At 44.4% G+C, this 18,427-nt stretch carries 11 protein-coding genes; 6 read left to right on the top strand and 5 right to left on the bottom strand.

The genetic code is table 11. The annotated features are described in order from the left end of the window. Window positions 1-159: 159 nt before the first annotated feature. The gene (locus MusilaSJ_RS00690) at window positions 160-1,809 is read right to left on the bottom strand and encodes an RICIN domain-containing protein (RefSeq protein ID WP_274988157.1); all 1,650 of its coding nucleotides are present in this window, start codon (window positions 1,807-1,809) and stop codon (window positions 160-162) included. A 625-nt stretch (window positions 1,810-2,434) separates the two neighbouring features. Between MusilaSJ_RS00690 and MusilaSJ_RS00685 the strand changes: the two genes are divergently transcribed. Then, window positions 2,435-4,816 carry an ABC transporter permease gene (locus MusilaSJ_RS00685; protein WP_274988156.1) on the top strand — a complete coding sequence of 794 codons (2,382 nt, stop codon included), beginning with the start codon at window positions 2,435-2,437 and terminating at the stop codon, window positions 4,814-4,816. A gap of 146 nt (window positions 4,817-4,962) precedes the next feature. Here the strand turns inward: MusilaSJ_RS00685 and MusilaSJ_RS00680 are convergent, their stop codons facing one another. Then, window positions 4,963-7,275, bottom strand: coding sequence for a PAS domain S-box protein (locus MusilaSJ_RS00680; protein ID WP_274988155.1), 2,313 nt, complete (start codon window positions 7,273-7,275; stop codon window positions 4,963-4,965). 244 nt (window positions 7,276-7,519) lie between these two features. Here MusilaSJ_RS00680 and MusilaSJ_RS00675 point away from each other — a divergent pair, with 244 nt between their 5' ends. From MusilaSJ_RS00675 to rpiA, 5 genes are all read left to right on the top strand, one after another. Next, the gene (locus MusilaSJ_RS00675; RefSeq protein ID WP_274988154.1) at window positions 7,520-9,868 is read left to right on the top strand and encodes a PAS domain S-box protein; all 2,349 of its coding nucleotides are present in this window, start codon (window positions 7,520-7,522) and stop codon (window positions 9,866-9,868) included. Between the two features lie 89 nt (window positions 9,869-9,957). Beyond that, entirely contained in the window at window positions 9,958-10,239 is a 282-nt protein-coding gene (locus MusilaSJ_RS00670) for a 2Fe-2S iron-sulfur cluster-binding family protein (protein ID WP_274988153.1), read from the top strand. Between the two features lie 260 nt (window positions 10,240-10,499). Further along, complete coding sequence (locus MusilaSJ_RS00665; protein ID WP_274988152.1) at window positions 10,500-12,719, top strand: tetratricopeptide repeat-containing sensor histidine kinase; 2,220 nt, start codon at window positions 10,500-10,502, stop codon at window positions 12,717-12,719. A 170-nt stretch (window positions 12,720-12,889) separates the two neighbouring features. Continuing rightward, window positions 12,890-14,635 carry a tetratricopeptide repeat protein gene (locus tag MusilaSJ_RS00660; RefSeq protein ID WP_274988151.1) on the top strand — a complete coding sequence of 582 codons (1,746 nt, stop codon included), beginning with the start codon at window positions 12,890-12,892 and terminating at the stop codon, window positions 14,633-14,635. A gap of 224 nt (window positions 14,636-14,859) precedes the next feature. After that, window positions 14,860-15,549, top strand: coding sequence for a ribose 5-phosphate isomerase A (gene rpiA, locus MusilaSJ_RS00655; protein ID WP_274988150.1), 690 nt, complete (start codon window positions 14,860-14,862; stop codon window positions 15,547-15,549). A 4-nt stretch (window positions 15,550-15,553) separates the two neighbouring features. Here rpiA and MusilaSJ_RS00650 read toward each other — a convergent pair whose 3' ends face one another. From MusilaSJ_RS00650 to MusilaSJ_RS00640, 3 genes are all read right to left on the bottom strand, one after another. After that, the gene (locus MusilaSJ_RS00650; protein WP_274988149.1) at window positions 15,554-16,150 is read right to left on the bottom strand and encodes a TetR/AcrR family transcriptional regulator; all 597 of its coding nucleotides are present in this window, start codon (window positions 16,148-16,150) and stop codon (window positions 15,554-15,556) included. A gap of 4 nt (window positions 16,151-16,154) precedes the next feature. Then, window positions 16,155-16,754, bottom strand: coding sequence for a TetR/AcrR family transcriptional regulator (locus MusilaSJ_RS00645; protein WP_274988148.1), 600 nt, complete (start codon window positions 16,752-16,754; stop codon window positions 16,155-16,157). A 247-nt stretch (window positions 16,755-17,001) separates the two neighbouring features. After that, complete coding sequence (locus MusilaSJ_RS00640) at window positions 17,002-18,411, bottom strand: efflux transporter outer membrane subunit (RefSeq protein WP_129570884.1); 1,410 nt, start codon at window positions 18,409-18,411, stop codon at window positions 17,002-17,004. Between the last annotated feature and the right edge of the window lie 16 nt (window positions 18,412-18,427).

Genomic DNA, 18,427 nt, shown 5'->3' with positions numbered 1-18,427 from the left:
CAGGAAAATAAGCAGCGGAAAGGCTTCGGCTTTACTGCCCGATGACCGGCGAACAGGGATCGCCTTTACTTTCAAAGATTGTTATTATGCCGGCGGCTATCCTATAAAAGGATAGCCGCCGGCATAATTGATCTAAATCTAACTTAAGTATAACGTTCATCAGGGCACAATGCTCCATTGCTGATTCAGGCTGCTATTGTTACCGTAAAACTCCATAGGGCTGCCGTTTGCTGTGCCTCCGCCGGTATCCAGGCATTTACCATTCGTCCTGTTCACAATTTTAAAATATGAACCTATCGGAACAATTGTCCATTGCTGATTGGTACTGCCCCCGCTGGTCCACTGTGCAACGGTCGAAGCATCAGCAGTATGGTTATAGCTATCCAGCGCTTTTCCGCTCGATACGCATATCAGCTTATAGTAACCGCCGCTATAAGTAAGTGTCCATTTTTGATTATTGCTGGTGCTCGAAGCCCATTGTCCAACAGTAGCTCCGTCTGTAGTTGCACCAAGGTTATCGAGGTATTTACCTGTAGCCCTGTTAACCACATGGTAGGTACCATTGGCAATAGGTTGTGTACCAACGGTAGCGGTAAGTGTACCAAAACCCAGTTGGTCAAACCCGCCGCTGGTAGATCCGTAGTTACCTCCGCCCCCTTCCGGCCTTACCTGGGTGGCAAATTGGCTGCTAAAAGTTGCAGTTACGCCCATCACGTTCTGGTAATGGTTGTAAATCAGTTCCCAGCAAGGGCGGATGGTACCGCGGGAAGCAGCTGAAATAACAGTTTGGTTAACATTGTCGCAATTGTTGTAAGTGTTATAAGGCACCGTCATATTCAGATTATACTTCGCGGTATATTCGGCTAATGCAAGTACCTTGTTGCCCTCGTACGCGAACAGATCCTGGCCCTGGTTAAAGGCCATCTGGCAAAATGCACCTACCAGCGAAATGTCCAGCGTTGCGTGTCCCTGGTCGCGGCCCGCTTCCTGGTTTTGCCCAAGGTTACCGGGGTGAACATAGAACACAGCCCTGTCGATATTCCCATTGCCAATACCGCTCTTAAAATAAGTTATAGCCTGGTTAAACTTGGCCTGATCATCGCATAAAATGCCGATTGATAAAATAGTAGCCATATTGCACAGGTCCCAGTTTGCCCAATAATGCGTATCGCAGGTACCGTTGTGATTGGTAAGGAAACCATTGGCGGCCGGATAGAAAACATTTAACATAAATGCTTTAAAGTTGTTAAAGTCGGTAGCCGCCCAGCCACTGTACGAACGAAGGATTTCGGCGGCATTTGCAAGCTGGTATCCATAAAGACCGGAAGCCAGCGCATAGTTTGAATCCCCTCCTATTGCTTTACATGTGGTTGCCCAGGCATTAAGAATGCTCACAGCTTTGTCGGCATATGCATTATTGCCCGAAATGTACCATTGCAAAGCATCCTGATAGGCTGCGGCAGCGTCACGCATAATGTGTACATAATTGCCTCCGGTACTGGTTCGCGTGAGCGTATCATTCGGACCGGCCATGACATAATTAAGCTGCGCATACGAATTGGCAGTGAGCAGATTGTAACTGTCTACCCAGGGGGAGGCATTGGCGTTTACCTGTGTTTGCATCCGGATCAGGTCTGCAGAGGTATGCAGCATACCCGGATGGATGTAACTGAATGTAGCATTAGTTTTAAGTTTGGCATTCCCGGTTTCATTGGTTTGTCCGGAAATACTTTCGGGCGAAATGGTCTTTTTACACCCAACCGCAGTAATTATACAGCAGCCGATTAATCCTAATAATTTGTTTCTCATATTTTAAAATTCTTAATGTATTGGCAGGCGTTTACCTGCCCTTATTTACCAGGAGCGTATACTATTGGTTAAAAACGTTCCTATCAATCCTGAAAAAAGCTGCATTTGAGGATAACAGCGATAAATGAACCTGTTAAACAATCGTAAGACAGTTTTTTTAAAGGAAGTATAAATAAAACATATTTGATGACGCTGCATTTTCAGGGTTGCAACTTTCCCTTACCTGTTTTATGAAGACAAGCAACTTCATTGTTGGCCAAACAATATTTGATAACCATTAAGGTTAGACTTGTAAAGAATAGTTAATCAGGGGAAAGTGAAATAATGGCGCCATAACGGCGGCAAACGTATGATCTGCTATAAAGACAATGATATTGTGGGTTGATACTCAACGGCAAAGCATTTTTTGCGGCCAGATGAAAAACATTCAGTTAAAAAAGGCACACTCACAAAACGCCCCCAAATAAAACCGAACACAACCGTCCGAATCCGAACAATCCCCAAGACGCTATCGCACCACAATAAATTGATTTACAACAAATTAATCATTTGGCACACATTTGATACATATTCTTGAAGCAGGCCTGTCTGCGCATCGGTGGCTGCCAATTAAACAATCAATTTTATGATCAGAAATTATCTAATAATTGGATGGCGTAACCTTATCAAAAACAAGGTACACTCTGTTATCAATATCGCCGGACTATCTGTTGGTATGTCAGTAGCCATGCTGATCGGCCTATGGATATGGGATGAGCTATCCTTTGATAGCAATCATAAAAACCGTGACACTATTGCCCAGGTCATCCAAAATGTAACTAATAACGGGGAAGTACAAACATGGCAATCGGCTCCGCTGCCCCTGGCCGCGGAACTGCGCAAAAACTACGGGAGTTTTTTTAAGCAAGTGGTGAACAGCGCCGGTTACGGCGACCACATGCTGGCGCTTGACGCCAAAAAGCTCAACCGTACGGGTGTGTTTATGGAACCTAACGGCCCCGAAATGTTTACATTGCAAATGCTGAAGGGCAACCGCAACGCGCTTACCGATCCTTCATCTATCCTGATCTCCGCCTCAACGGCTAAAGCCTATTTTGGCGACAGTGATCCGATCAACAAAACTTTAAAGATTGATAACCGCTACAATGCAAAAGTTGGGGGCGTGTTTGAAGACATGCCCTCAAATGCCACATTTGCAGGCCTCAATTTTATCGCGCCCTGGGATATGGGGTTTACTGCCAATGATATCCGATCGATGCGTGAACCATGGCGGCCAAACTTTTGTACGCTATATGTTCAAACTGCCGAAGGCGCCGACCTTTCGGTCATCTCATCAAAAATAAAAGATGCCAAGCTGCGTAATGTGAACGCTGTTCTCGCTAAAAAGAAACCTGCGCTGTTCCTGCAGCCCATGAGCAAGTGGCATCTTTATGATGAATTTAAGGATGGTAAAAATACAGGCGGCCGTATCCAGTATGTATGGATGTTTGGTATCATTGGCGTATTTGTGTTGCTGCTGGCCTGTATCAATTTCATGAACCTGAGTACTGCCCGGTCTGAAAAGCGCGCCCGGGAGGTGGGTATCCGTAAGGCTATCGGCTCGGCCCGGGGCCAGCTGATCTATCAGTTCTTCAGTGAATCAGTATTATGTGTATCCTTTGCCTTTGTATTCGCGCTGCTTTTTGTGCAATTGAGTTTGCCTTTTTTTAATGAAGTAGCCGGCAAACAAATAACTATCCCATGGGGCAACCCTTTTTTCTGGCTTATGGGAGCAGGCTTTACCTTGTTTACCAGCATAGTGGCAGGTAGTTACCCTGCTTTTTATTTGTCGTCTTTCCAACCCGTAAAGGTACTGAAGGGAGCTTTCAGGGTTGGAAAAATGGCTGCCCTCCCCCGCAAAGCACTGGTAGTGCTGCAATTTACAGTATCTGTTACGCTAATTATAGGCACCATTGTTGTTTTCAGGCAAATACAATTTGCAAAAGACAGGCCTGTGGGTTATACCCGCGACGGGCTATTATCAGTTAACCCGGGTACAGACCAAATCCATAAAAGTTTTGAAGCTGTAAAAGATGAACTGTACAAAACCGGCACGGTGGTTTCGGCAGCAGAAGGAGATGTAAACCCCACACAAACCGCGGGCAGCACCAGCGCCATTGAATGGAAAGATAAGGACCCAAACCTGAGTATCGATTTTCAGCAGAATGGCGTTTCGGCCGGCTACGGAAAAACCGCCGGATGGCAGTTCAGGGAAGGACGGGAGTTTTCTAAAGATTTTCTGACTGATTCAACAGCGGTAGTCATCAACGAATCCGCTGTGAAATTTATGGGTATGAAGGACCCTTTAAGAAATAGTGTTACTTTTTATGGCGTCACTTTCAAAATCATCGGCGTAATCAAAGATATTATTGTCGATTCACCATACGGCCAGGTGAAGCCATGCGTTTACTTTTTTAATAAAGATGCCGGGGGCACCGTGCTGCTGCGCATTAACCCAAAGGTGAGCGCCGGTACTGCTATAGCAAATATCCAGAGGGTATTTAAACGTTTTAACCCTGAACAGCCCTTCCAATATACTTTTATTGACGGGGCCTACGCTCAAAAATTTGGTAACGAGCAGCGCATCGGCAGGCTGGCCGCATTCTTTGCCGGGCTGGCAATCTTTATCAGTTGCCTGGGATTGTTTGGCATGGCTTCCTTTATGGCCGAACAACGTGTGAAAGAAATCGGCGTTCGCAAGGTGTTGGGGGCAACAGTTTTCAACCTTTGTCGGTTATTATCTGCAGATTTCATTAGCCTGGTCATGCTTTCATTACTGTTGGCTACACCTATAGCATTTTACCTGATGCACAACTGGCTTCAGCATTTTGATTACCGGGCGGGTATATCGGTATGGATATTCATCATTACTGGTTTTACCGCGCTTGTCATCACACTGCTTACGGTTAGCCTACAGACCATAAAAGCAGCGTTAACCAGCCCGGTAAAGAGCCTGAAAAGCGAGTAGCCGGAACAATTCCGGCTACGGTATATTGGGCTAATACTAAAAAAAGACCTGCCGTTAATTTTATTCAGGCAGGTTTTCGCTAAAGCGATAAATGCCGAAATGTTAAGTTTTTACTAAGTAATTATGCTAACCATTAAATTAGCGGTTTAAAGGTCGCGCGCAATTTGCATGACTTTTTCCGCTTCAATACGACGGTGGATCTCATGTACCATGCTGTCCATTTCCCGGGCGCATTCCCGGAGTTTTGAAAAGATCTCTCTTCGCTCGTTCTCATCTTCGGTCATATCCAGCAAGTTTACCAATCCGAGCATAGTTGCCACAGGCCGCCTGATCTCATGCGAGCTTATCCACGCAACCTCACGGAGTAAACGGTTCTGCCGGTTAACCTCTTCTTCTTTTTCTTTACGGTAAGTTATATCCTGACAAACGATGATGTAGCCCTGAAAAGCGTTATCTTCATCATATGCCGGGGTTAACTGGGCTGATACCCAAACCGGGATCCTGTTTTTGGTATAAATGATCGTATCAATACCAAAAGCTTCCCTGGCCTGCTGTTTCCTTAATAACGTTTGGATCACCGGGTCATCGGGATCTGTCAAAAAATCACCCGGCATCTTATTTACCACCTCTTCCATGGCGTAACCGGTCAGCTCTACAAAGGCATTATTTACCCATTGCACCCTGCGCAGGTCATCTGTAATAAGCACCATATTATTTACCTGTTTGATGATCCCTGCCAACCGCTTATTTTCCTGGGTGCTGCGTTTAAGGGCATCAATATCTCTTACCGCTCCTATCAGTCGTATCGGTTGCTTCTGTTCGTTATATATAAAATACCCCTGGTCCATCACGTATTTATATTCACCTTTACCGCAATTAAGCCGGTATTCGCATTCCCAATTGGTTAAACCGGCACGGCTGATCCTTTCCTGGCTGCTCACTACTTCTTCCATATCATCCGGATGGATCAGCGACCGCCACCATTCCAGTTCATAACTGATTTCGTCGAGCGATATTTGCACCAAATGTGTAAGGCTTGTATTGTATATCAGTTTGTTTTCAACAATATTAAGGTCATAAACAACATCCCTCGTCGCCTGGGCCACCAGTTCGTAACGTTCAACTGCTTCTTTTAACCGTTCGTCTTTAAGCCTGTCTTCGGTAATGTCGGCGAAGTATACGGCAACACCTTCATCGGTAGGATAAGCAGCCATCCTGAGCCAGCGCTGCAGGATAACCGAGTAATCTTCGTGCCTTACAATAACCCTTTCTTCAAGCGCTTTATGGTAAACATGATAAAACTTATTTTCGGCTTTAGGAAAAAACTCAAAAATACTTGCACCAATAATCTGGCTTCTGTCTGTTTTAACCATCTCCCGAAAGATGTCGTTTATCCGGGTTATCTTCATTTGGCGGTCGAGCTCAAAAAAGCAATCGGTAATACTGTTCAGCGTATGCTCAAAGCTATACTGATACCGATTACGCTCCATTTCCAATTGTTTGAGCTCAGTAATATCCTGTAGCGAACCTGCTATCTTAAGTTCCTGCTCCCCGGTGCTTTCAACGCGGGCAAGCTGCCGGATATAACGGGTTGTGCCATCCAGGGCAGTGATGCGGTGCGTTACATCGAGTTGTTTACCGGTACTGATGAGCTCATGCAAAGCGTTGATCATCAGCGGCCGGTCTTCCGGAAAAATGTGATGTACATAAATATCGAAAGCTTCGCGTCCATCCCGCTTTAAACCTGCGATGCGATAAACTTCGTCTGACCATATCAGCTTGTTTTCACGGGGGTAGAATTCCCATCCGGCCACCCGCGACAACAACTGGGTTTCACTAAGCTTGTGTTTTTCTTCTAAAAGCTCCTGGTTTACTTTTTCAAGGGCTTGCTCAAATGCTACCCGTTCGGTCATGTCACGAGCCATAACCATGATATGGGGCTTTTTATTGAACCAGATTTTATGCGAGGTAATATTTACATAAATCAGTTGCCCGTCCTTTTTAATGTGACGCCAGGTACCGCTATCATTGAGCTTACTGTCTACCCGATCGGACGAAGCAATCACATTCTCCCGGTCTTCCAAAGGCCTGATATCCAATATTGTCCGTTGCCTGAACTCCTCCGCACTGTAGCCATAAACCGCAATTGCGGCATCGTTTACCGAAATGAAACGGAGTGTCCCCGGCTCGTAAATCCACATTGGGTTTGGATTGGATTCATACATGCTCCGGTATTGCTTTTCGCTCTGTTTCAACCTTCGTTCTTCTGACCTGATCAAAACGTAAAGAGCAATTGCTGTAACCATCACAAACAGGCACCCCTTTCCTAAACTCAGCCACAGGTATTGGTGGGGGCTAAGTATTCCTTCGAAATAAAACAACAGCCGGTCACTGAACATGATCCACAGCAGGCTAATCAACAAATAAGCAAAGGCAATTCCAAACGCCCCTTTTCTCATATATAGTCAGTAAAATCAATAAAGTTGTTAAACGTTATTGTTAATTAGTAAGTTACCAATTAAAAAAATTAAGCTCCTGAGTTAAAATTAAACCGTTGTATAAAATAGCAGACCCAACAATAATTGTAACATCTATGTTACCTTCGGCATTTATTACCGGTAACGTCAAACCATCTCTTTGGTTTCTTTCGTAAAAACATAAATTATTGCATATCCCTTAAAATCATTGATACCCGGTATCTCTATGCGACTGAACTTTACCCGCAATTTACAGCTCGGCTACGGGTTTTCGATATTGATCCTGCTGATCGTCGGATTCTTTTCCTATAATACGATTAATAATTTGCTAAACAGCAATAAAGCTGTTGGCCACAGCACGCTGGTGATCCAGAAGCTTGAACAAGCTATTTCATCGATGAAAGATGCAGAAACAGGGCAGCGTGGCTTTCTGCTTACCGGCAAGACCGCCTTCTTAGGCCCTTATAAGGGTGCCTATCTCAAAACACAGCGCCTGATTAGTGAGGTAAGTGCCTTAACCGCCGATAACGCCCCGCAGCAAGCCAACCTGGCAAGCATTCAAGCGATACTAACCCGGCGAATGGCCATCCTGGAACAACTTGTTTCAAAAAAACAACATCAACAGGTTGTTTCCACAGCCGATCTGGAAGAAGGAAGATCTGCCATGGATGCATTGCGCCTTGCCGTTGACCATGCAGAAGATACCGAAAGCAAACTATTGGACGAACGCAGGGCGGTTTTGGAACGTTATACCTTTGTTGCTCCTGCAGCCATAATCGTAATGCTCATACTCGCCGTTGTGATCGCCTCTCTGTCATATATTAGTGCAATTCGGGATGTAAAGGTAAAAGAACGCCTGCAACGGGAACTGGAGGTGAAAGAACAGGAGACCGCGGCTTTTAACGAGGAGCTTACCGCGGCTAATGAAGAGATCAGCACAGCAAACGAAGAACTCCTCTCTATCAATGGGGAGCTTTTGGAGGCACAGCAGGCACTTTCACGGATGAACGTATCGCTGGAGGAATTGGTAGCTTCACGCACTAAATCCCTTGCAGAAAGTGAAGAGGAAACGCAAGCTCTTAATGAGGAACTTACCGCGATTAACGAAGAACTTGCGGCATCAAACGAAGAAATGCTGGCAAGTAATGAGGAACTACAAAGAAGCAGGGACGAAATACAAAAGAAGGGGCAGTTATTCCGTTCTATCGCCGTCAATATTCCCCGCTCATTGATCCTTGTTATTGACAGAGAGCATAACCTGATAACGATGGAAGGTGACCTGATGCAAAAATTAGGTTACCACGAGGATAGTTATGCAGGTTTACACATGGCCGAACTTAACTCTCCGGAGCGGTATGCCATAACCAGGGGGTACTATGAGCGGATGTTAAACGGTGAGCAGATACGGACCGAACTTAAAAGCAGCGGCGGTCATGATCTGCAGGTAGATTTTGTACCATTAACTGATGAACGGGGAATGGTTTATGCCGGACTGGTGATCGCGCTTGACATATCCGATCAGAAAAAGGCAGAGGAACGCAGTGCCAAACTGGCCGCCATCGTAGAATCATCAGACGATGCGATAATAGGTAAATCGCTGGAGGGGACGATCACCAGCTGGAACAAATCGGCAGAGAGGATCTTTGGTTACCCGGCCTCCGAAATGATAGGACAGTCTATTCTTAAGCTGGTTCCGGAAGATCGGCAGGATGAGGAACCGCAGATCATAACCCGCTTGAAAAACGGGGAGCGCATGGAACATTTTGAGACAAAAAGACTGGCGAACGGCGGTCGTATCCTGGATGTATCCCTAACCATTTCGCCTATACGTGATAAACAGGGAAAAATCACCGGGGTTTCCAAGATCGCCAGGGATATTTCGGAGCAGAAGCAAGACGAGCTGCGGAAAAATGATTTTATAGGCATGGTGAGCCATGAACTTAAAACCCCGTTAACCTCGCTGATGGCGCTGATCCAGGTGGCCAACCTCAAGTTAAAAAATAATCCTGATAATTTTCTCGCGGGCGCTATGGAAAAAGCGGATATCCAGGCGAAGAGGATGAGCAGCATGATCAACGGGTTCCTGAATATATCGCGCCTGGAATCAGGTAAAATCGCTATTAATAAAGAATTATTTGATCTGGACCTGCTGATCAGGGAAGTTGTTGAGGAATACGGGCTCACTGTTTCCACTCATATTATTCATATCGATATCAGTAATCATGTGCAGGTTAATGCCGACAGGGAAAAGATCGGCTCGGTAATTTCCAACCTAATTAGCAACGCCGTTAAATACTCGCCTAAACGCAGGAAGATCGAAGTGAAATGCGCTTCCGTCAATGGCTTTGCCCGGGTTAGCATAAAAGATGAGGGAATGGGGGTCAATGCCCAGGACCTCCCGAGGATCTTTGACCGTTATTACCGGGTTGAAAGCAACCAAACCCGTCATATTTCAGGTTTCGGTATTGGCCTTTATTTGAGTGCCGAGATCGTTCGCCGGCACGAGGGACAGATCTGGGCAGAAAGCGAAAGCGGTACAGGATCTGTTTTTCACTTCAGTTTACCACTGGCTTAAAACCGTGCATCATTCCGGGTATTACGGGTAACCGGGGATTTTTTCATTAATTTACCTATCGCACCGGTTAAAGTTTAAAGAAGCAGACGATGCCTGAAAAAAACACTATCCTGTTTACATTACATTACCTGGACAACAGCGAACGTATCCATACGTTCCCCGGGCAATATCACAGTTTAATGTCGCTCATATGTGATAACCTGGCAATTCCGGGCTTTGGGCTGTGCTGCGGAATGGGGAGCTGCGGCACCTGTTTGGTACAAATTACCGGACATCACTCAACAATCAAAAGAAATGTACTGAGCTGCAGCATCCTGATCAATGACGATCTGTCAAATACGGATATATTTATACCGGATAAAATATATTAAAAGACCCTGTTAATGCTGATGTAGCCGTACTAATGTTTTTTAATGCAATTTCTTTTTCGATATCCCCGTCATTCGTTTTAACAAAGCTCAAAAATAGCTGATTACTAATAAATTACATCACACAAGTACAGCTTTAAAATTAGCAGATGTACTTGAATATACCTAAATTTAAAAAAAGATTGATGCATACAGGCTCCCAACCAACGATGAAACGAGCTGATACGATACGAAAATGCAAACTGATTATCCTGTGCTTTCTTTTGGCCATTTCAGCAAACGCGCAGGAAATTACCAGGCGCCATGTTGATTCTTTGCTTTCGCAAAAAAGCTTCCCGGGCTCTGCCGCCAACCGGATCAACGTTGTACTGCAACTGGCGGAGTTTTTCACTCATCTGCGCCATCCTTCTCCGGCACAATTGGATAGTGCTTCTCACTTTATTAACCAGGCCGAACAGCTTAATCACCGCTCTCCACAGGCCGAAACCAACTTTCGTATTGCATTGATCCGTTCGGCATTTTACAAATCGAACGGCCAATCCAAAAACGGCCGCGCATTGCTTGAGCAAACCACACAGCAAATTAAGCAGGCACATAACCGGACGCTGCTTGGTAAAGCCTATTTTGAACTATCTGAATATTACAGCCAGGATTTTTTGCAGCAAACCATGGTTTCCCGGATTCATTATCTGAACCTGGCCGTCAGCGCTTTTGAGCGTACAAACCAACTGGTTGAACTTGCCCGGTGTTACCGGTTATTAGCCGATCTGCACCAGATGATGAATGATTATACCCTTGCTTTTGCCGAAACTAAAAAGGCATTAGCCTATTATGATCAGGCTCATTACACAGAAACCCAGGGGCTTTACGCGTTATTAGGAAGGCTGTATTATACCCAGGGCGATTATAAAACAGCGATCAGCTATGAACTAAAGGCCCTGAAAATTGCCACCGCAAGCCATGCGGATAATGTAAGGTTAATATGCCAGATCAATAATAACCTGGGCTATGATTTTGTAAAGCTTGGCGATAATCAAAAGGCCATCAATTATTTTTCACGCGCTTTGGAAATTGCCAAATCAGAGAAAGATAATGCAACCATATACTTGCTGGCAGGCAATATAGTTGATGTTTACCTCCGGATGCGTCAGCCGCAAAAAGCCAAAGCTTTTTTAACACAGGTGACCCAAAAATTTGTGCATCCCTCCGGAAAGCTATATGAAGGAGGCGATGAGGTAAGTCAAACCTATCTTAAAATTTATCTGGCGTTAAAACAGTATAGTGAAGCTAAACTTTACTGCGACAAGCTGATACAGCAAACCAACAATCCTAACCTCAATTTATATGCCCGGAGCAGCTATTATGAACTGATCATTAAATTTTACACCGCAACCGCCAGGTTTGCCGAAGCGTTAAAATACCTCAAAATGAACCAGGACCTGTTGAGGAAGATTGGCAATGCCAATGACCTTGGCACCAATGAAACCCTTTGGTTTGGCCTGGATACCAGCCGGCGGCAGTATCAGTCGGCAATTCATCATCTTATATCAGCCAGTGCCATCAAAGACTCGATATTTAGTACCACCAAAAGCAAACAGATTGAGCAACTGCAAATTGAATTTGAAACCCGGCAAAAGGAAGCACAAATTACACTTTTAAACCAAAAGAGCAAGCTTGAGCAGGCCAATTTACAGCAGGCCAACCTGGTTAAAAACCTTACAATCGGCGCCATATTTTTATTGCTGGTTATAGCGGCTTTATTATTCAGGCAAAACGTGCATAAGCAAAAAAGCAACGAGGTGATCACCTCTAAAAACATTCTGCTGGAAGATCTGCTGCTGCAAAAGGAATGGTTGTTAAAAGAAGTACATCACCGGGTAAAAAACAACCTGCAAATTGTAATGAGCATTTTGAACACGCAATCGGCTTATTTACAAAATGATATCGCACTTGAAGCAATTCGCGGCAGCCAGCACCGGGTAAACGCTATAGCGCTTTTACATCAGAAACTATACAGCAGTACAACCACCGCCCTTGTATCTATGCCCGCTTATATTGGTGAACTGATCGATTACCTGAGCGATTCGTTCGATACAGGTTACAGGCAGATCAAAATAAAACAGGTGTTAAATCCTCTTAACCTTGATCCGGCCCTTGCAGTACCTATCGGTTTAATATTAAACGAAGCGATCACGAATGCTATAAAATATGCTTTTGATCATAAGGGCGGGGAGATCATGGTGAGCCTGTCAACATCAGATGATGAAAACGCAATTTTAAAGGTATCTGACACCGGGCGCGGCCTCCCTCCCGACTTTGACTTTGGTGAGGCTAATTCCCTTGGGATGGAAATGATGAAAGCGCTTGGCAAGCAGTTAAAAGGGAAATTTGTAATTGAAAACGGCCAGGGTGTTACGTTAATGATAACCTTTCCTATTGAACAAAACCGGGAGGAAGTTTTTGAAGAAAAGGATTATTTGTAATACGTCCTTGATTGAAAACCTTTCACCTTGCAAACTCTAAATTGCACCTATATAGAACCTAATAATTAATTTCACATAAAGTAATTTAATAAGGTTAATAATCAGGATATTAAGCTTAGGCTTTATGCATTCTGCTTTTAGCTTTTAAATAACCTGTTTAATGTATCACAATGAAAAATAACCTCCTTTTAATCAAAAGCTTTTTTGGATTGATCGTTGTTTCTTTCACAGCGCAGTCCTTTTATTACCGTTATCAAAAAAGCACCGTAACGTCAACGGCTTTACCGTATAAAAGCACCGTTAAACGGGCCGTGGTATGTGGTTTTGGGTATAAGAGTGCAGATAGCATCCCGGAGATCCCGGCATTAAAGGGCTGGGGTAACTATCAATGGAAAATCACCACATCATCCGATAGTGCGCAATTTTATTTTAACCAGGGCATAAGCATGTATTATGCTTTTCATTCTATCGAAGCAATAGCATCTTTTATCAAAGCAACCCGTTTTGATCCCGGCTGCGCAATGGCCTGGTATGGCAAATCACTGGCTTTAGGGCCAACTATTAACTATCCTAATGGGTATGCCCCTCCGGCTGATGCCTATGAAGCATCAGAAAAAAGCAAAAGGCTGAGCACCAATAGCACCTCGCTCGAAAAGGAGCTTATTACAGCTATGCAGCAGCGCTACAGTAAAGACAGCAGCCTTACAGTAAAGCAGTTAAGAACCAATTATGCCGATGCCATGCAGGCAGTATATTCAAAGTATCCTAAAAACGCCGAGGTATTAACCCTATATGCTGATGCTTTACTGTTGCTCCATCCCTGGGACCTGTATGCGCATGATTTTACGCCCAAACCATGGACGCCGCAAATCCGATCGTTGTTAGAACAGGCATTGGTCATTTGTCCCAAACATCCAGGGGCCAATCATTTTTATATCCACACCATGGAGGCTTCCGCAACACCACAAATGGCATTAAAAAGTGCCCGTTTGTTGGATACCCTGATGCCGCAGGTATCGCATATAACACATATGCCTTCGCATATTTATATCCGTACAGGCAATTACGAACAGGGTATTATGAATAATACGGCGGCTGTTGCAGGTTTTAATACTTACCTGGAACAGTACAGCCCTGTAGCAAACGGAGATGTTTTATATAAGATCCACAACATCCATTTAAAAGTAAACTGTGCACAAATGGCCGGCAATTATCAAACAGCCTTTGCTGCCGCTAATGAGGCCAGGGCAGCGCTGCCACCTTATTACTTAGCTGCAAAAGGGGCCGATGGTAATTTTTTCCAATATGTTTATATGCAGCCGGTATTAACGGCGGTGCGGTTTGGTAAATGGGCGGATATTTTAGATACTAAACCTGTTGACACATTGGTTTACGCGTCGGCGTTGCTGCATTTTTCGAAAGGTTTGGCATGGTGCAGCAAAGGCAATGCCACCAATGCCAGGCGTGAGCTAAAAATACTGGAAACCAAAATGCAGGACCAATCATTAAAAACACCATTAGATAATTTTAGCAGCGCTTATGAATCTGCAAGCGTTGCCAGCCTTATATTACAGGGCAGTATTGCCGCCGCCGAAAAAAAATACAGCACAGCCATTAATATATTACAAAAAGCCGTTGCCGCCGAAGATCACCTGATCTATAATGAACCCCGCGACTGGCCACTGCCCGCAAGACACTACCTTGCCAATACTTTGTTAAAAGCAGGCAGGTACAATGAAGCCATAGCTGTATTAAATAAAGACCTTGTAATTAATCCCAACAATGGCTGGGCGTTAACCGGGCTTCAGCTGGCCTATCAAAATACAAGTAATGCCACTGCTTTAAATAAAATAAAACAACAATTAAAAACTGCCTGGAAAATAAAAGACACAGAAATTGACAAGCCTGTATTTTGATATGCGATAATACCATCCTAACATATTAAAAAAAGTTATGCTGTTTTAAAATGTTCCCGGTTTTGATTCGTCTTCATTATTAAAGACGGTTAAAATCATCAAATAAACAATAACATGAAAAAGCATATCATATCAACAGTACATAGTCACTTGTGGGAGGGCATAGACGACTAAAAGAGTAAATTAACAAAGGTTATTAGCGGCGGGTGCTGTATCTTAGCGCCATGACGGATTATAAACTGGAAGCAGCTAAAGCCGCTTTAACCTTGATTACCCCCAATCAAATTATTGGTTTGGGAGCCGGGAGCACCATAGCTCATTTGGTTAATATGTTAGCCCGGGATCGTAAGCTTGCGGCTTCCTTAATATTTACCTCATCATCATTCAAAACAACCCAGTTGTTAAGCAAGCATGAGTTACACATTCAGTCGCCTGCGTTGCTTAATAAACTCGATATCTATTTTGATGGCTGCGACCAGTTTGACAGCGAACTAAACGCCCTGAAAAGCGGCGGCGGCATCCATACTACCGAAAAGGTACTTGCCTCAATGGCGCAGGAATTTATTTTGCTGGGCGATGAGGGAAAATTCTCAGCCCAACTTAACGCTACATATCCGCTGGTTATAGAGATATTACCGCAAGCCTTACAAATTGTACTGGCAAACCTGGCAGCCCTGTTTCCTCAAGCTACACTTACCCAGCGTATGAGCACACAAAAAGATGGCGCTTTGATATCAGATAATGGCAATATGCTGATGGATGTACAATTTACTGAACTGCCCGAACCGGCTAAATTAAATGCCCTGGTTAAAATGATACCGGGTGTTGTTGAACACTCTTTATTTTACCAAATGGCCGGCAGGGCAATTATTGCAGGCGAAAATGGTATCCGGACCATAAGGCCTCAACGCTAACCCGTCAGTCGGGATTATTTAAAACGGCGATACCCTTTAACGTACACACACCATAGTTAAAATGGTTTAAAAGCTGCAGCTGAACATCCCATAAATTAAATTCGGCATGGGGGTATACGGAGGCGTTAAAACCAAGCTCAATCTGGTTAACCCGCATAATGGCAATTATTCGGGCATCAATTTCGGGACGGACATACCCCTGATCGATACCCTTTTTTAAAAGCTTCCCGATAATATTTACCATGAAGCCTGTTTTAAATTTCAGGTATAACATCCAGCCTTCATGATGATACTTTTGCAGATCGAACAAGACAGCAGGATTTACCCTCGAAAAGATCTCGCCTGTACATTTGGTGAGTTCAACCATCTCATCCATCATATTACCGGTGTCACTAATAATTGAGCAAAGCATTGCCTCATCATCGGCCAGCCGCTTTTTTACAAGGGCTGTAACAAGCTCGTTTTTGTCCCTGAAATGCTGGTAAATTGTTTTTTTGGAGATTCCCAAATGCCGGGCAATATCATCCATAGTAATGCTTTTTATCCCCGCCTCAAGAAAAAGCGCTTCACTCCCATTTAAAACCCGCTCCTTATCAATCATAGCTTTAGGTAGTTATCAACGCGGTGATCCCCCTGATAGCACCAATCAGGATCTCCTGGTTCATTTTTTCATCCCGCGTAAGCTGGATCATGTTGATGGCTATCAACCCATGAATTACCGACCAATAAGTGTAATATCTTTTTTGAACCTCTTCATCACTTACTTCGCGAGGCTCATATAGCGTGCGGATCACTTCAGAAACCATCTCCGGAAAAACCAACGCTTCCGCTATCCGGTTTTCTACCGGGCTGCAACCTGTACCAACAGCAAACATCAGCTGGTAAAGCTCCTTATAGGCAATTGCAAAGTTCCAGTAAGCCAACCACATAGCCTCCATCTGTTCAATGCCGTCTGTATGTGCCTCTTTTGCCAGCTTCACCATAGCTGCCAGTTTAAGGTGCCCCTTGCGGGCAAGCTCGGTATACAAAGCTTCCTTGCTTTCAAAATATTCGTAAATAGCGGGAGCCGTGTACTCGATATGCTCAGCAAGTTTCCGCATACTTAACGCATCACATCCCTCACACTTAATCATATCCAACGCAGCGTCCAGTATCTTTCGGCGGGTATCATCCTTTTGCCGCAATATCCGTTCTTTACTTCCCATGTTTTAACCTCTCAATCACAAGCAAAATTTACTTTAATTTATTCATTAATAAATAATTAACCGTAATTAAATTATCAATTTGGTTTAGATGATTGTATGATAACAGGTTTTACAAAAATCAATTAGTTGGCATAGATAATAAATGTTTAAACAACTTCAAAATATGTCAAAATCACCACCGGCTATAAAAAAGCCCGGCAGCTCAATTGCAAACCGGGCTTCTTGATTGCCATGGTGCTAATGTCATCTATTTCCAGCCGCCGCCCAAAGCGCGATAAAGGTTAACTATAGCTTGCAATTCCTGCAAATGATCGTTAACGCCGCTTAACTGGGCAGCAAGCAAGTTTTGTTCTGAAGTTAAAACATCGGTATAATTTGTAGCCGAACTGTAACGCAGCAACTCCTTGGTATAATCAACCGATTTTTCGAGCGCCTGCAACTGTTTAACCCTTGAACCTTGTTTTTCAATGGCGTTTTGATAGGAGAACAACGCGTTGGTTACCTCCTGCCCCGCCGTGAGTAATGATTTTTGGTAAGCATAATAAGCCTCCTGTTGCTGGGCTTGCGCCGTTCTTAAACGCGCCCGGTTTTGACCTTTGTTAAAAATGGGCTGGGTAATGCCGCCAACAAAGTTGTAAAATATGGAATGATCAAAAAAGTTCTTGAGCTGCAGGGTTGATAAACCGGCCTGCCCGGTAATGGTAAGCTGCGGATAAAAATAAGTACGTGCCAGGTTGGTATTCTCAAACGCACTCCTGAATGCAAACTCAGCTTCCTGCACATCCGGGCGGTTTTTTAAGAGCTGGGATGGGATGCCCGTTTTCAGGTCGGCTACAGGTTTCTGTTCGCTTAGCGTTGTACGTTTGATAGTACCCGGGGCTCTTGCCAGTAAAATACTTAATGCATTCTCGGCTTCGCGGATGCTTTGTTTAAGATCGGGTATGGTAACCTCGGCGGCATAACGGTTAGCTTCGCTTTGTACCACAGCCGCTCCGTTTACCACAGCACCTTCCTTCAGGGCTTTTACGGTCTCTACATCTTTTACCCGTATGGTAAGGGTTTGCTGAGTGATAGCCAATTGCTCATCAAGCGCCAGCAGGTTATAATAAGCGTTTGCTATATCGGCTATGAGCTGGGTTTGAACCGCTCTTTTAGCAGCGTCACTTTGCAGCAATGATGCCAGCGCCGCTCTTTTCGAACTGCTTAATTTACCCCAGATATCAGCTTCCCAACTGGTACTTAACGCTGCCTGGTAAGTGGTTGTTTTCAGGTTGAAGGAGCTGGCAAACTCAGGCGGAAAATTTAAGCTTGCTGCTGATGTTTTTGCCCTCGTAACGGTTCCGCTTCCTTCCAGGCTTGGCAGATATGCCGCCTTGCTTTGGTTAAATGTTGCCTGCGCCTCGTTAATGCGCTGCACGGCAGTTTTTAAATCGAGGTTTTCACGCAGCCCTTCCTGGATCAGGTTTACCAGAACGGTATCAGAAAATAGCTGGCTTACCGGCATGCTGGCCATTGATGTGGTATCGCTGATAGTGGTATCGCGATACAGCTTATCGGTATTTACTACCGGTTGCTGGTATTTTTTTGTAACACATGAGGCAAATACCGCCGTTGCTGCCAGCGTGGCCAATATTTGCCGTTTATATGAATGGATCATTTTTTTGCTTATTTAT

This window comes from Mucilaginibacter sp. SJ (assembly GCF_028993635.1).
In the GTDB taxonomy this organism is placed as follows: Bacteria; Bacteroidota; Bacteroidia; order Sphingobacteriales; family Sphingobacteriaceae; genus Mucilaginibacter.
This window is presented reverse-complemented; position numbering and strand designations above follow the sequence as displayed.

Coding starts and splice junctions, on each gene's coding strand:
- MusilaSJ_RS00640 (WP_129570884.1), bottom strand. CDS start 18,411: ATGATCCATTCATATAAACGGCAAATATTGGCCACGCTGGCAGCAACG.
- MusilaSJ_RS00690 (WP_274988157.1), bottom strand. CDS start 1,809: ATGAGAAACAAATTATTAGGATTAATCGGCTGCTGTATAATTACTGCG.
- MusilaSJ_RS00685 (WP_274988156.1), top strand. CDS start 2,435: ATGATCAGAAATTATCTAATAATTGGATGGCGTAACCTTATCAAAAAC.
- MusilaSJ_RS00660 (WP_274988151.1), top strand. CDS start 12,890: ATGAAAAATAACCTCCTTTTAATCAAAAGCTTTTTTGGATTGATCGTT.
- MusilaSJ_RS00680 (WP_274988155.1), bottom strand. CDS start 7,275: ATGAGAAAAGGGGCGTTTGGAATTGCCTTTGCTTATTTGTTGATTAGC.
- rpiA (WP_274988150.1), top strand. CDS start 14,860: ATGACGGATTATAAACTGGAAGCAGCTAAAGCCGCTTTAACCTTGATT.
- MusilaSJ_RS00645 (WP_274988148.1), bottom strand. CDS start 16,754: ATGGGAAGTAAAGAACGGATATTGCGGCAAAAGGATGATACCCGCCGA.
- MusilaSJ_RS00650 (WP_274988149.1), bottom strand. CDS start 16,150: ATGATTGATAAGGAGCGGGTTTTAAATGGGAGTGAAGCGCTTTTTCTT.
- MusilaSJ_RS00675 (WP_274988154.1), top strand. CDS start 7,520: ATGCGACTGAACTTTACCCGCAATTTACAGCTCGGCTACGGGTTTTCG.
- MusilaSJ_RS00670 (WP_274988153.1), top strand. CDS start 9,958: ATGCCTGAAAAAAACACTATCCTGTTTACATTACATTACCTGGACAAC.